This window comes from Microbacterium sp. Nx66 (assembly GCF_904066215.1).
GTDB classification, from domain to species: domain Bacteria; phylum Actinomycetota; class Actinomycetes; order Actinomycetales; family Microbacteriaceae; genus Microbacterium; species Microbacterium meiriae.
This window is the reverse complement of record NZ_LR880474.1, coordinates 1,653,810-1,666,254: the sequence shown is the minus strand read 5'-3', so window position 1 is coordinate 1,666,254 and position 12,445 is coordinate 1,653,810. Positions and strand designations below refer to the sequence as shown.

At 69.4% G+C, this 12,445-nt stretch carries 14 protein-coding genes and 2 tRNA genes; 9 read left to right on the top strand and 7 right to left on the bottom strand.

All coding sequences use genetic code 11. The features are described from left to right. Positions 1 to 174 precede the first annotated feature (174 nt). The gene (locus tag MICNX66_RS07865; protein WP_187664023.1) at positions 175 to 450 is read left to right on the top strand and encodes a hypothetical protein; all 276 of its coding nucleotides are present in this window, start codon (positions 175 to 177) and stop codon (positions 448 to 450) included. A 27-nt stretch (positions 451 to 477) separates the two neighbouring features. Here MICNX66_RS07865 and MICNX66_RS07860 read toward each other — a convergent pair. Further along, positions 478 to 553, bottom strand: a tRNA-Arg gene (locus tag MICNX66_RS07860). Between the two features lie 61 nt (positions 554 to 614). Here MICNX66_RS07860 and orn point away from each other — a divergent pair. The 6 genes from orn (at position 615) to MICNX66_RS07830 (ending at position 3,232) form a co-directional block, all read left to right on the top strand. Next, positions 615 to 1,241, top strand: coding sequence for an oligoribonuclease (gene orn, locus MICNX66_RS07855; protein ID WP_187664022.1), 627 nt, complete (start codon positions 615 to 617; stop codon positions 1,239 to 1,241). Between the two features lie 36 nt (positions 1,242 to 1,277). Next, positions 1,278 to 1,353, top strand: a tRNA-His gene (locus MICNX66_RS07850). Positions 1,354 to 1,440: 87 nt separating this feature from the next. Continuing rightward, the gene (locus MICNX66_RS07845; RefSeq protein WP_187664021.1) at positions 1,441 to 2,070 is read left to right on the top strand and encodes a LysE family transporter; all 630 of its coding nucleotides are present in this window, start codon (positions 1,441 to 1,443) and stop codon (positions 2,068 to 2,070) included. Positions 2,071 to 2,100: 30 nt separating this feature from the next. Continuing rightward, positions 2,101 to 2,448 (top strand): metallopeptidase family protein, encoded by a 348-nt coding sequence (locus tag MICNX66_RS07840; protein ID WP_187664020.1) that lies wholly within the window; start codon positions 2,101 to 2,103, stop codon positions 2,446 to 2,448. Between the two features lie 2 nt (positions 2,449 to 2,450). Continuing rightward, the gene (gene clpS / locus MICNX66_RS07835; protein ID WP_232089236.1) at positions 2,451 to 2,738 is read left to right on the top strand and encodes an ATP-dependent Clp protease adapter ClpS; all 288 of its coding nucleotides are present in this window, start codon (positions 2,451 to 2,453) and stop codon (positions 2,736 to 2,738) included. Continuing rightward, a complete protein-coding gene (locus MICNX66_RS07830) occupies positions 2,735 to 3,232 on the top strand; it encodes a DUF2017 family protein (RefSeq protein WP_187664018.1) in 498 nt (165 codons plus the stop codon). The genes clpS and MICNX66_RS07830 overlap by 4 nt, the downstream gene beginning before the upstream one ends. Positions 3,233 to 3,238: 6 nt before the next feature. Here the strand turns inward: MICNX66_RS07830 and MICNX66_RS07825 are convergent, their stop codons facing one another. Genes MICNX66_RS07825 through gatC form a run of 6 tightly spaced genes read right to left on the bottom strand, consistent with a single transcriptional unit; the run spans position 3,239 to position 8,791 of the window. After that, the gene (locus tag MICNX66_RS07825) at positions 3,239 to 3,820 is read right to left on the bottom strand and encodes a hypothetical protein (RefSeq protein ID WP_187664017.1); all 582 of its coding nucleotides are present in this window, start codon (positions 3,818 to 3,820) and stop codon (positions 3,239 to 3,241) included. Beyond that, entirely contained in the window at positions 3,804 to 4,121 is a 318-nt protein-coding gene (locus MICNX66_RS07820) for a hypothetical protein (RefSeq protein ID WP_071328758.1), read from the bottom strand. The genes MICNX66_RS07825 and MICNX66_RS07820 overlap by 17 nt, the downstream gene beginning before the upstream one ends. A gap of 37 nt (positions 4,122 to 4,158) precedes the next feature. Further along, on the bottom strand, positions 4,159 to 5,415 hold the full coding sequence (gene dinB / locus MICNX66_RS07815) for a DNA polymerase IV (RefSeq protein WP_187664016.1): 1,257 nt from the start codon (positions 5,413 to 5,415) through the stop codon (positions 4,159 to 4,161). A 48-nt stretch (positions 5,416 to 5,463) separates the two neighbouring features. Continuing rightward, on the bottom strand, positions 5,464 to 6,978 hold the full coding sequence (gene gatB / locus MICNX66_RS07810) for an Asp-tRNA(Asn)/Glu-tRNA(Gln) amidotransferase subunit GatB (RefSeq protein ID WP_187664015.1): 1,515 nt from the start codon (positions 6,976 to 6,978) through the stop codon (positions 5,464 to 5,466). Beyond that, complete coding sequence (gatA, locus tag MICNX66_RS07805) at positions 6,978 to 8,495, bottom strand: Asp-tRNA(Asn)/Glu-tRNA(Gln) amidotransferase subunit GatA (RefSeq protein WP_187664014.1); 1,518 nt, start codon at positions 8,493 to 8,495, stop codon at positions 6,978 to 6,980. The genes gatB and gatA overlap by 1 nt, the downstream gene beginning before the upstream one ends. Beyond that, positions 8,492 to 8,791 (bottom strand): Asp-tRNA(Asn)/Glu-tRNA(Gln) amidotransferase subunit GatC, encoded by a 300-nt coding sequence (gene gatC / locus MICNX66_RS07800; protein ID WP_025103377.1) that lies wholly within the window; start codon positions 8,789 to 8,791, stop codon positions 8,492 to 8,494. Before gatC ends, gatA begins: the two co-directional genes overlap by 4 nt. A 65-nt stretch (positions 8,792 to 8,856) precedes the next feature. Between gatC and MICNX66_RS07795 the strand changes: the two genes are divergently transcribed. Both MICNX66_RS07795 and MICNX66_RS07790 read left to right on the top strand, forming a co-directional pair. Beyond that, positions 8,857 to 10,557, top strand: coding sequence for a long-chain-fatty-acid--CoA ligase (locus tag MICNX66_RS07795; protein ID WP_187664013.1), 1,701 nt, complete (start codon positions 8,857 to 8,859; stop codon positions 10,555 to 10,557). A gap of 46 nt (positions 10,558 to 10,603) precedes the next feature. Then, entirely contained in the window at positions 10,604 to 12,442 is a 1,839-nt protein-coding gene (locus MICNX66_RS07790) for a DEAD/DEAH box helicase (RefSeq protein ID WP_442922892.1), read from the top strand. Positions 12,443 to 12,445: the final 3 nt, after the last annotated feature.

Sequence of the window (12,445 nt, the reverse complement as noted above, 5' to 3'; positions counted from 1 at the left end):
GGATGCCCTCCAGCGTGCACCTCGCGGAGCAGGTTGCAGGGGCACGATCGCGCGATCTGTGGACGGGCTAAGGCAACCGTCATCCGTGCAGAAGAAGCCAGGTCACCGCCGGATATCGATGCGCGGGCCAATGTCGGTGGTCGGTCGTATGTTCGAACCATGGAAGGAGAGACCATGACCGCCACCACCACCGCTTCGATCCCTGCTCCCGGAATCCCCCTCGTGGCCCCGCCGCTCGCGTCCCGGCGAGAGCACCTCGTCCGTGCCGCCGATCACCTGTGGCGCGTACAGGACAGCCGCGAGCACGTCCTCGGCCACCTGCGCGTGGTGGCCGATCCTCTCGGCCTCCGGTACCGGGCGGAGCGGCTCCATCTGGCGACGGGCGGCTTCCGGCTGATCGGCGAGTTCTGGCGCGCGGACGACGCCGTCGACGCGCTGCGACACTGCTGACCTCCGGTCGACGTGACCGGCGATCACTGGCGCCCCCGGCAGGATTCGAACCTGCGACCAAGAGATTAGAAGGCTCCTGCTCTATCCCCTGAGCTACGGAGGCGGACATCTCTACCGTACCGCGCTCCCCCGGCGGATGTCGGGGCCGTCGATAGGATGGCGACATGGTGACTGCTTCCGAGAACGACCGCCTCGTCTGGATCGACTGTGAGATGACGGGACTCGATCTCGCCATCGATGAACTGGTCGAGATCGCGGTGGTGGTCACCGACTTCGAGCTGCGTCCGCTCGACCCCGGCTTCCAGGTCGTCATCCGTCCGAGCGCGGACGCCCTCGCGCACATGAACGACTTCGTCACCGCGATGCACGAGACCTCCGGGCTCATCGAGGAGATCCCGCAGGGGATCAGCCTCGAGGAGGCGGAGGAACAGACGCTGGCCTACATCCGCCGCTTCGTCCCGCTGGAGCGCCGCGCGCCCCTCGCCGGCAACACGATCGGCACCGACCGGATGTTCCTCGCGAAGTACATGCCACAGGTCGACCAGTGGCTGCACTACCGGAACGTCGACGTCTCCAGCATCAAGGAGCTTTCCCGCCGCTGGTACCCGCGGGTGTTCTTCCAGGCACCTGCCAAGGACGGCGGGCACCGCGCGCTGGCGGACATCCTCGAGTCGATCCGCGAGCTGCGTTACTACCGCGAAGCCGTCTTCGTCGACGAACCGGGACCTTCCAGCGATGATGCGAAGGAGATCGCCGCCCGCACGGTGTCGGAGTTCACCTCGAACATGTAATAGACTCGTGGGGTTGCCTGTTTCGGCGGGCGCATGGTGGGTATAGCTCAGCTGGTAGAGCGCCTGGTTGTGGTCCAGGAGGTCGCGGGTTCAAGCCCCGTTACTCACCCCAGCTCGAAGAGGCTCGGACCGTTCGGTCCGAGCCTCTTCGCCTTTCGGCCGGTCCGGCCCCGTGGTCGCGCGGCCCTAGACTGTCCTGGTGTCACTGGCGGTCTGGTTCTCCCTTCTCACCGCATCCGTGGTGATCAGCTTCACGCCGGGAGCCGGCGCGATCAACACGATGTCCAACTCCCTCACCCAGGGCTGGAAGCGCTCGATCTGGGGCATCATCGGCCAACAGATCGCGCTCATCGTCCATGTGGTGATCGTCGCCGCTGGAGTCGGGCTCCTCGTCTCACGCTCGGATCTCCTGTTCAACGTCATCCGGTACGCCGGCGCCGCCTACCTCGTCTACCTCGGGATCCGGTTGATCCTGACCCGGCCCGCGCCGGCACTCGACGACGCGCCGGATCCTGTGGACGCCCGGGAGAGCCACTGGTCGATGATGCGCCGCGGGTTCTGGGTGAACCTGCTGAACCCGAAGGCGATCGTGTTCTTCCTCGCGTTCATCCCGCAGTTCATCCGACTGGACCAGCCACCGCTCCCCCAGTACCTGGCACTCGTCGCGACGGTCGTGGTCGTCGACGTCCTGGTGATGTGGGGGTTCTTCGCCACGGCGGCGCGTCCCTTCCGGCGTCTCACGCGCTCCCCGCAGGGACAGCGGATCCTCAATACGGTGTTCGGAACCCTCTTCATCGGCGTGGCAGCCCTCCTCGTCCTTCTGCACTGAGCACCCGGCCGTCGCCGTAGGCTGGAGGCGATGGACATGGACGCCGCGGCCTTCGAGGCCCTCGTGATCGACGAGCTCGACCAGCTGCCTGACGAGATGGTCGAGCAGCTCGAGAACGTCGTCTTCGTCGTGGAGGACCGTCCGGAGGACGGCGGTCTCGACCTGCTCGGCCTCTACGACGGCCTGGCGCTGACGGAGCGCACGCAATACGGGATGGGCGAGCTGCCCGACCGCATCATCGTCTACCGGGAGCCGCACCTCGCACAGTGCGACGACATCGACCAACTCCGTGACGAGATTCACACCACGCTCGTCCATGAGATCGCGCACTTCCACGGCATCGACGACGCGCAGTTGCATGAGCTCGGGTGGGCATGATCATGTCGACCGCTCTTCCCGAGGTCGAGGAGACCACAGACCTGTTCGCTGCTCCGCTGGAGCCCTGGGAGGTCGTCGTATGGAACGACCCCGTGAATCTGATGAGCTACGTCGTGCGCGTCTTCCGCACCTACTTCGGCTACACGACCGAACACGCCACCCGCCTCATGCTCGCCGTTCATCACGACGGCCACGCGATCGTCGCCACCGGCCCGCGAGAGACCATGGAGGTGCACGCTCAGGCGATGCACGACTACGGACTCTGGGCGACCGTCAGGAAGGCCGCATGAACACCACGCCGATCACCGTCTCCGTCGCCACGATCGAGGGGATGCACCTGGCCCGACTCGTCGATGACTTCATGGAGGTGCTGCGGGACTCCGAACAGGACGACCCGGGGGTGGCCCGGCTGACCCCGAACGCCTACCCGGACGACGACGATGCGTCGGCCGCATTCGCCTCCGCCACGCGCGCGGACCTCCTCGACCGGCGGTTGCACGACGCCCGCACGGTTCGCGCATCGCTGCAGATGTTCGACCCCGACGCCGAGGTGACCGATGCCGATGCCCGGATCCCTCGCGATGTCGTGGTGCGCCGTGACCACGTGGACGCCTGGCTGCGCACCCTCACCGCCATCCGCCTCGTGATCGCGACGCGCCTCGGCATCACCGACGACGAGCCCGACGTCGGGGGCGATGGCCAAGCGGTGTACGACTGGCTGGGATACCGCCTCGAACTCCTCATCGAAGCCGTGGACGAGAGCGACGCCGACGCCCTCCGCTGAGTGAGCTCAGGGAACCTCGACGACTCGGGTGGCGAGTTCGCGGGGGTGGTCCCGCTCGACGTGACGGCGCTCCTGCGCCGCCCAGCGGTCCCAGTGCGGGCGGTAGGTGTCTCCGTCCCGGGCGAGCGCCCGTGACTTGCGTGACTGTTCCCCGGACTCCACCCAGACGCGGACATCCGCCAGCCGTGCCGTGGACGGACGCAGGATCCCGCTGCCCTCGACGATGACCCCGAGTGCGGGATCCACGGCGTGGGTCTCCGCCTCCTCGCCGCGCTCCCAATCCCAGCGACGCCAGGCGCCGAGCAGGCCGCGTCCGTGCGGGCGGAGGATGCCCTCCAGCGCCTTCTCCGCGCCCCCGTCGAGTCCGTCCCAGCCCGGGTACAGCGAATCCAGCGCGATGACCTGCACGCGGCCGGCAACCGGCCAGGCATGTGCCACACGCGCAGCCAGAGAGGTCTTGCCGGCGCCGCTTCCCCCGTCGATGATCACGACAGGATTGGACGCCGCGAGTGCGCGGACGTCCTCGACGATCAGTGTCGCGGCGTGCGAGAGAGCAGCTGCGACCGCGTCGTCACTTCTTGAGGGCACGGATGATGCGCGTGAGTGCCCGACCTGTGACCCAGACGAAGGGCACGGCCACGACCAGGAGCGTCACGATGTTCGGCTCGAAGCGCAGTCCCTCTTCGCGACGGACGTAGACGCCGACCGGGACCGACACGCCGCCGCCCCCGCCGCCTTCTCCTCCGTCGCCGCTGGCGCCGCCGAAGCCCGCGTAGGTGAACGCCACCGGAGTGACGGTGACACCGTCGATCTCCTGCGGCTCCCCGTATGCGCTCTTCACGCCGAAGGACGCGACCTGATTCCCGAGTTCCAGTGCAATGTTCGGCATGTTCCCACGGTAGCCGACGGCGGCCTCCGGCGCGCGGTCAATCGACGCCGTGATCCTTCGGATGGCGAGCGGCACCTCGTCCTTCACCTCGTCCGATGTGGCGCGCTCTGCTGATCGTCGCCGAACCGAACCGTGCCATGGCCTCGTCGACCGCCCCCTCGACCTTGCGCCAGCCCTCGTCGTCATCCCAGAGCGCCAGCGCGCTACCTCCCGCAGGCCGGAGGTTCTCGGCGCGGACTCCCACGAGGCGGATCGGGTCGCGACGCTCGATGAGCGCGAACAGACCCTGCGCCGCCTCGCCGATGCGCTGTCCGACCGCGGTGGGTTCGCTCAGCGTCTGCGATCGGTTGACGGTCCGGAAGTCGTCGAAGCGGATCTTGATCGCGACCGTGGAGGTCTCCCACCCGGCCCGACGCAGGCGGGCGCCCACGCGATCGGCGAGCCGGAGCAGTTCGGCGCGGAGGAACGCTCGATCCGTGATGTCCTGGTCGAACGTCTCCTCGTGGCCGATGCTCTTCTCCACGCGCTCGGTGTCGACGGCGCGGGGGTCCTCTCCCCGGGCGAGCTGCGCGAGCCGCGTGCTGAGCGCCGGCCCGACAGCCCGGTCCAGCATCTCCGGCGGCGCCGTGCGCAGGTCGTCGATCGTGCGGAGGCCGCGGGCTTCCAGAGCTTCCGCCGCCTTCGGCCCCACTCCCCACAGCGCCCGTACCGGGCGCGGCGCGAGGAACGCGAGAGTGTCGTGCTCGGCGACTACGAGCATTCCGTCGGGCTTTGCCATGGTCGATGCCATCTTCGCGACGTGCTTGGTCGCGGCCACGCCGACGCTGCAGGTGATGCCGACCTCCGCGAGGACGCGCTCGCGGATCTGGGCGGCGATCCGGGCGGGACTCCCCCAGAGCCGGCGCACACCCTGCACGTCGAGGAAGGCCTCGTCCACCGACAAGGGTTCCACGAGCGGCGTGAACGACTCGAAGATCGCCATCACCTGCCGCGAGACCTCTTGATACCGAGAGAAGTGCGGCGGGACGATACGTGCGGTGGGACACAACCGCAGAGCCTGCGACACGGGCATGGCGGAGCGCACGCCGTAGCGCCGTGCTTCGTAGGAAGCACTGGAGACGACCGATCGTCCGTCCGGGGATCCGATGATCAGCGGCAGCCCGCGAAGACCCGGATCATCCAGCACCTCGACGGCGGCGTAGAACGCATCCATGTCGACGTGGAGGATCCGCGTCCCGGAATCGTCGGCGTCGGCGGAGGACACCATGCGGCCTCTGCCATCACCGTGTCCCATGAGTCCATTGTCCCCCGGGCCTCCGACACGGAGGCCCGGGGGCGAGAATCACTGCGCGGCGCGCTCGAGGATGAGTTCGCGGACGCGTGCGGCGTCGGCCTGGCCCTTCATGGCCTTCATGACCGCGCCGATGATGGCACCGGCCGCCTGGACCTTGCCATCCTGGATCTTGGCCATCACGTCGGGCTGCGCGGCGAGAGCCTCGTCGATCGCCGCGATGAGGGCGCCGTCGTCCGAGACCACGGCGAGACCACGGGCGTCGACGACCTCTTGCGGCGTGCCTTCCCCGGCGATCACGCCCTCCAGCACCTGGCGCGCGAGCTTGTCGGTCAGCGTGCCGGCATCGACGAGCTGCTGCAGTGCGGCGACGCTCTCCGGGCTGACCAGGTCGACCGCGTCCTTCTCCTGCGCGTTGGCGAGGCGGGTGATCTCCCCCGTCCACCACTTCCGTGCCGCGGCGGGCGTGGCCCCGGCGGCGATCGTGGCCTCGACGACGTCGAGCAGACCGCCGTTGCGCACGTCCTGGAACTCCAGCGGGGTGAAGCCCCACTCGTCCATGAGCCGGCGACGGCGGGCGACGGGCTGCTCGGGCAGCGTCGCACGCAGCTCCTCGATCAGCTCGCGGGGAGGCTGCACCGGAAGCAGGTCGGGCTCGGGGAAGTACCGGTAGTCGTCGGCATCCGACTTCGGACGGCCGGGAGAGGTGGTCCCGGTGTCCTCGTGCCAGTGCCGCGTCTCCTGGGTGATGGTGCCGCCGTCGGCGAGGATCTGCGCCTGGCGCTGGATCTCGTACCGCACCGCACGCTCCACCGAGCGCATCGAGTTGACGTTCTTCGTCTCCGTGCGCGTGCCGAGCTTCTCCTCGCCACGAGGACGGAGAGACACGTTGGCGTCGCAACGGAGGTTGCCGCGCTCGAGGCGAGCCTCGGAGATCCCGAGCCCGCGGACGATGTCGCGGATCGCGGCGACGTAGGCCTTGGCGACCTCGGGGGCCCGGTGATCGGTGCCGAAGATGGTCTTCGTCACGATCTCGACGAGCGGGACACCGGCACGGTTGTAGTCGACGAGCGAGTACTCGGCACCCTGGATACGCCCGGTCGAGCCGCCCATGTGCGTGAGCTTGCCGGCGTCCTCCTCCATGTGCGCGCGCTCGATCGGGATCGTCACCATCGTGCCGTCCTCGAGCTCCACCTCCACCGAGCCCTCGAAGGCGATCGGCTCGTCGTACTGGGAGATCTGATAGTTCTTGCCGAGGTCCGGGTAGAAGTAGTTCTTCCGGGCGAAACGGCTGGACTCGGCGATCGAGCAGCCGAGCGCGAGGCCGAGGCTGATCGAGGATCGGATGGCCGTCTCGTTGACGACCGGCAGCGAACCGGGCAGACCCAGGTCGACCGGCGCGATCAGGGTGTTCGGCTCCGCCGCGTGGTACGCCTCGTTCGCGGGGTTGGGCGCGTCGGAGAACATCTTCGTGTTCGTGTTGAGCTCGACGTGCACCTCGAATCCGAGGACCGGCTCGAACATCTCGAGCGCCTTGTCGAAGTCCATGAGCTTGGCAGCGGCCATCAGCGCGCGCCTCCTTCCAGCTGGGGGGCACGGGACAGCAGCGGCGCGCCCCAGGAGTCCACGAGCAGCGTCTCGAGGGCGGCGCCCACGCGGTACAGACGAGCGTCCTCCCGCGCCGGGGCGAGGAACTGGATGCCGACGGGCAGGCCGTCGTCGTCCGCAAGACCACTCGGGATCGAGATGCCGGGGACACCGGCGAGGTTCGCCGGGATCGTCGTGATGTCGTTGAGGTACATCTGCAGCGGGTCGTCGATCTTCTCACCGAGCTTGAACGCGGTGGTCGGGGCCGACGGGGTCGCGATGACGTCGACATCGGCGAAGGCCGCGGCGAAGTCCTGCTGGATCAGCGTGCGGACCTTCTGCGCGCTGCCGTAGTACGCGTCGTAGTAGCCCGCCGACAGCGCGTAGGTGCCGAGGATGATGCGGCGCTTGACCTCGTCGCCGAAGCCGGCGTCGCGCGTGGCGGACATCACGTCCTCGACGGTGGGGTTCCCGGCCGGGGTGACGCGGAGACCGAAGCGCACCGAGTCGAACTTGGCCAGGTTGCTCGAGGCCTCCGCCGGCAGGATCAGGTAGTAGGCGGCCACGCCGTACTCGAAGTGCGGCGCACCGATCTCCACGATCTCCGCGCCCTGCGCCTCGAGCAGCGCCAGCGCGCTGCGGAACGACGCCGCGACGCCCGGCTGGAAACCGCTGTCGGGGAGCTCGCGGATGACGCCGACGCGCAGACCCTTGAGGCCGTCGCCGCGCGCACCCTCGCGTGCGGCCGCCGCGAAGGACGGCCACTGCTCGTCGAGCGACGTGGAGTCCTTCGGGTCATGGCCGCCGATCGCGTCGTGCAGCAGACCGGCATCGAGCACCGTGCGGGTGACCGGGCCGACCTGGTCGAGGCTCGACGCCAACGCGATGGCGCCGTATCGGCTGACACCGCCGTACGTCGGCTTCACGCCGACCGTGCCGGTCACGTGCGCAGGCTGACGGATCGATCCGCCGGTGTCGGAGCCGAGGGCGAGCGGGGCCTCGAAGGCGGCGACGGCGGCGGCAGAGCCCCCACCCGAGCCCCCGGGGATCCGGTCGAGATCCCAGGGGTTGCGGGTCGGGCCGTAGGCGGAGTGCTCCGTCGACGAGCCCATCGCGAACTCGTCCATGTTCGTCTTGCCGAGCGGGATGAGTCCGGCGGAACGGGAGCGGGCCACGACCGTCGCGTCATACGGCGAGCGGTAGCCCTCGAGGATCCGCGAGCCGCTCGTGGTCGGCTGATCGGTCGTGACGAGGACGTCCTTGATCGCGAGCGGGACACCGGCGATCGGCCCGAGGTCCTCCCCCGCGGCACGGCGGGCGTCGATGTCGGCCGCGGCCTCGAGCGCGTGCTCGTTGACGTGCAGGAACGCGTGCACGGCGCCGTCGACCTGGGCGATGCGGTCGAGGTGCGCCTGCGTGGCCTCGACGCTGGAGACCTCGCGCGTCGTGAGCTTGTCGGCGAGCTCCGCCGCCGTCAGTCGGATGATGTCGCTCACTGCTCTTCTCCCAGGATCGCGGTGACGCGGAACCGGCCGTCGGCCTGGTCCGGGGCGTTCTGCAGCACCTGCTCGTGCGTCAGCGTCTCGCCGACCACGTCGGGACGGAACACGTTACTCAGCGGGATCGGGTGGCTGGTCGCGGCGACATCGGCGGTCGCGACCTCGGACACCTTGGCGATGTTGTCGACGATGGCGTCGAGCTGGCCGGTGAGCCGCGTCACCTCGTCGTCGTTCAGCTGGATGCGCGCGAGCACGCCGAGATGGCGCACAAGATCAGGGGTGATTTCAGACACGCTCCCCAGTCTAGTTGGCGAGCCGCCCGCCGCTCGGTGCGGCGCGGCCCGCCTAAGCTGGGCGCGTGAGCACGTTCCAGCCCCCTCGCCCGTGGATCGCCAGCTACGCCGACGGCGTTCCGGAGGACCTCGCCCCCGTCAGCGGCTCCCTCGTGGACATCGTCGCCGCGTCGGCGCGGGACTATCCCGATGCCCCGGCCCTGCAGTTCTTCGGCAGGGAGACCACCTACGCACAGCTGCAGGAGGCGATCGATCGCGCCGCCGCGGGTCTCCGGGATCTCGGCGTGCGCGCCGGCGACCCGGTCGCCATCGTCCTGCCGAACTGCCCCCAGCACATCGTGGCGTTCTACGCCGTGCTGCGACTCGGAGCGGTCGTGGTCGAGCACAACCCGCTCTACACCCCCCGCGAGCTGCGCAAGCAGTTCGAGGACCACGGCGCCAAGCACGCGATCGTCTGGAACAAGGTCGTGGCGACGGTTCAGGAGTTCCCGAGCGACCTGGCCGTCTCGACGCTCGTGTCCGTCGACGTCACTCGCGCCATGCCCGCACTCACCCGCTTCGCGCTCCGGCTGCCGGTGGCGAAGGCGAGGGAATCGCGGGCGGCGCTGACCGAGCGCGTCCGCGGCACCGTCCTCTGGGAGTCGGTGGTCGCCGGTGCCCCGATCCCCGCCTCGCATCCGCAGCCCGGCACGGACGACCTGGCGATCATCCAGTACACGTCGGGGACCACGGGCACGCCGAAGGGCGCCGCCCTCACCCACCGCAACCTCCTCGCCAATGCGGCACAGTCCCAGGCCTGGGTCCCATCCATCCAGCGCGGCAAGGGCTGCGTCGTGTACGCCGTGCTGCCCATGTTCCACGCCTACGGCCTGACCCTCTGCCTCACCTTCGCGATGTCGATGGGGGCGCGCCTCGTGCTGTTCCCGAAGTTCGATCCCGATCTCGTGCTGGACGTGGTCAAGAAGCACCCGGCGACGTTCCTGCCGCTCGTGCCGCCCATCGCCGACCGGCTGCTCGCGGCCGCCAACGCCAAGGGCGTCTCCCTCGACGGCATCGAAGTGGCGATCTCCGGCGCCATGGCGCTGCCGCACGAACTCGTCGTCCCGTTCGAAGCCGCGACGCACGGCTATCTCGTCGAGGGCTACGGTCTGAGCGAGTGCTCCCCCGTCCTCATGGCGAACCCGGTGGCCGACAACCGTGTCCCCGGCACGGTGGGCCTCCCGCTCCCCGGGACGGAGTGCCGCGTCGTCGATCCGGAGAACCCCACCGAGGACGTCCCGGCCGGTTCCGCCGGCGAGCTCGTCGTGCGCGGCCCTCAGGTCTTCTCCGGGTATTACGGAAAGCCCGAGGAGACGGAGGCCGTGTTCGTCGACGGCTGGTACCGGACGGGCGACATCGTCACGATCGACGACGCCGGATTCGTGCGGATCGTCGACCGGATCAAGGAGCTCATCATCACGGGCGGCTTCAACGTCGCCCCCACCGAGGTCGAGAACGCGCTGCGCCAGCATCCGTCGGTCGTCGACGCTGCGGTCGTCGGACTGCCCAGCGACCACTCGGGCGAGGAGGTCGTGGCGGCGATCGTCGTCGACCCCGGGGCCGATGTCGATGTCGAGGCGATCCGCGAGTACGCCCGCAGCATCCTCACGCCGTACAAGGTGCCGCGCCGCGTCTTCGTCGTCGACGAGCTGCCGACGTCGCTGATCGGCAAGGTGCTCCGCCGGCAGGTTAAGGAGAAGCTGCTCGCCCTCACCTCGGGCGTCTGACCCGGTCGCACAGGAAGCGGGTCGCCGGGCGCGCTACCCTTGGGAAGTGACCCCTGAAGAAGTGACCCCCACCGACGCCCCTGACGAGTCCCCCGCAACCCCCGGATTCGAGGACCTCGGCATCACCGGGCCGGTCCTCAAGGCCATCAAGGATCTCGGTTACGAGACCCCCTCGCCCATCCAGGCCGCGACCATCCCGACGCTGCTCGCCGGCCGCGATGTGGTCGGCATGGCGCAGACCGGCACCGGCAAGACCGCCGCCTTCGCCCTCCCCGTGCTGGAGCGGCTCGACGTCACGCAGAAGACGCCGCAGGCCCTCGTCCTCGCCCCGACCCGCGAGCTCGCGCTGCAGGTCTGCGAGGCTTTCGAGTCCTACGCGTCGCGCATGAAGGGCGTGCACGTGCTCCCCGTCTACGGCGGTCAGGGCTACGGGGTGCAGTTGTCCGCGCTCCGCCGTGGCGTGCACGTCGTCGTGGGAACCCCCGGCCGCATCATGGACCACCTCGCCAAGGGCACGCTCGACCTCTCCGAGCTGCAGTACCTCGTGCTGGACGAAGCCGACGAGATGCTGAAGATGGGCTTCGCCGAAGACGTCGAGCAGATCCTCGCGCAGACGCCGGAGGAGAAGCAGGTCGCCCTGTTCTCGGCGACGATGCCCGCGCAGATCCGCCGCCTCGCGCAGCAGTACCTCCGCGACCCGGAGGAGATCACGGTCAAGTCCAAGACCGCGACCAACACGAACATCACCCAGCGCTACCTCGTCGTCTCCTACGCGCAGAAGGTGGACGCTCTGACCCGCATCCTCGAGGTGGAGAACTTCGACGGGATGATCGTCTTCGTCCGCACGAAGAACGAGACCGAGACCCTGGCCGAGAAGCTCCGCGCCCGCGGATACTCCGCCGCCGCGATCAACGGCGACGTGCCGCAGGTGCAGCGCGAGCGCAGCGTCAACCAGCTCAAGGACGGCAAGCTCGACATCCTCGTCGCCACGGACGTCGCCGCCCGCGGCCTCGACGTCGAGCGCATCAGCCACGTGGTCAACTTCGACATCCCCACCGACACCGAGTCGTACGTCCACCGCATCGGACGGACCGGGCGGGCCGGCCGGACGGGTGACGCGATCAGCTTCATCACCCCGCGCGAGCGCTACCTGCTCAAGCACATCGAGAAGGCCACGCGTCAGCAGCCCACGCAGATGCAGCTCCCGAGCACCGAGGACGTGAACACGACGCGGCTCGCCCGCTTCGACGACGCCATCACGACCGCGCTCTCGGAGACGACGCGCATCGACGCGTTCCGCGACATCATCGCCCACTACGTGCGGCATCACGATGTGCCGGAAGGCGACGTCGCGGCCGCTCTCGCCGTGGTCGCCCAGGGCGCCACGCCGCTGCTCCTCGACCCCGCCCAGGACGCCCTGTCGCAGGCGGTGGCCGCCGACAACCGCCCGCCGCGCGAGCGGCAGACGCGGGAGCCGCGCGAACCCCGGGAGCGTCGCGGCCGCGGCGACTACACGCCGTACCGCATCGAGGTGGGTCGCCGGCACCGCGTCGAGCCGCGACAGATCGTGGGCGCGCTCGCGAACGAGGGCGGTCTGGGCCGCGACGACTTCGGGGCGATCAACATCCGTCCCGACTTCTCGATCGTCGAGCTTCCGGCGAACCTCGACCCCGCCGTCCTCGACAAGCTCCGCAACACCCGTATCTCGGGACGACTGATCGAGATCGCTCCCGACCGTGGCCCCGGGGCGCGACGCGGGTCGTCCTCGCGCGACGGCGACGGCCGTGGTCGCCCGACCCGCTACGACAAGCGCGACCGCGACGAGCGCCCGGCGCACGGCGACCGCGAGGAGAAGCCCTTCCGGAAGCCCCGTCACAAGGCCTGAGCG

Bases quoted from the DNA above. Each gene is read 5' to 3' on its own strand.
- MICNX66_RS07820 (WP_071328758.1), bottom strand. From the start codon at position 4,121: ATGCCGAACATTGCACTGGAACTCGGGAATCAGGTCGCGTCCTTCGGC.
- MICNX66_RS07865 (WP_187664023.1), top strand. From the start codon at position 175: ATGACCGCCACCACCACCGCTTCGATCCCTGCTCCCGGAATCCCCCTC.
- gatB (WP_187664015.1), bottom strand. From the start codon at position 6,978: ATGGCCGCTGCCAAGCTCATGGACTTCGACAAGGCGCTCGAGATGTTC.
- orn (WP_187664022.1), top strand. From the start codon at position 615: ATGGTGACTGCTTCCGAGAACGACCGCCTCGTCTGGATCGACTGTGAG.
- clpS (WP_232089236.1), top strand. From the start codon at position 2,451: ATGTCGACCGCTCTTCCCGAGGTCGAGGAGACCACAGACCTGTTCGCT.
- MICNX66_RS07830 (WP_187664018.1), top strand. From the start codon at position 2,735: ATGAACACCACGCCGATCACCGTCTCCGTCGCCACGATCGAGGGGATG.
- MICNX66_RS07840 (WP_187664020.1), top strand. From the start codon at position 2,101: ATGGACATGGACGCCGCGGCCTTCGAGGCCCTCGTGATCGACGAGCTC.
- dinB (WP_187664016.1), bottom strand. From the start codon at position 5,415: ATGGGACACGGTGATGGCAGAGGCCGCATGGTGTCCTCCGCCGACGCC.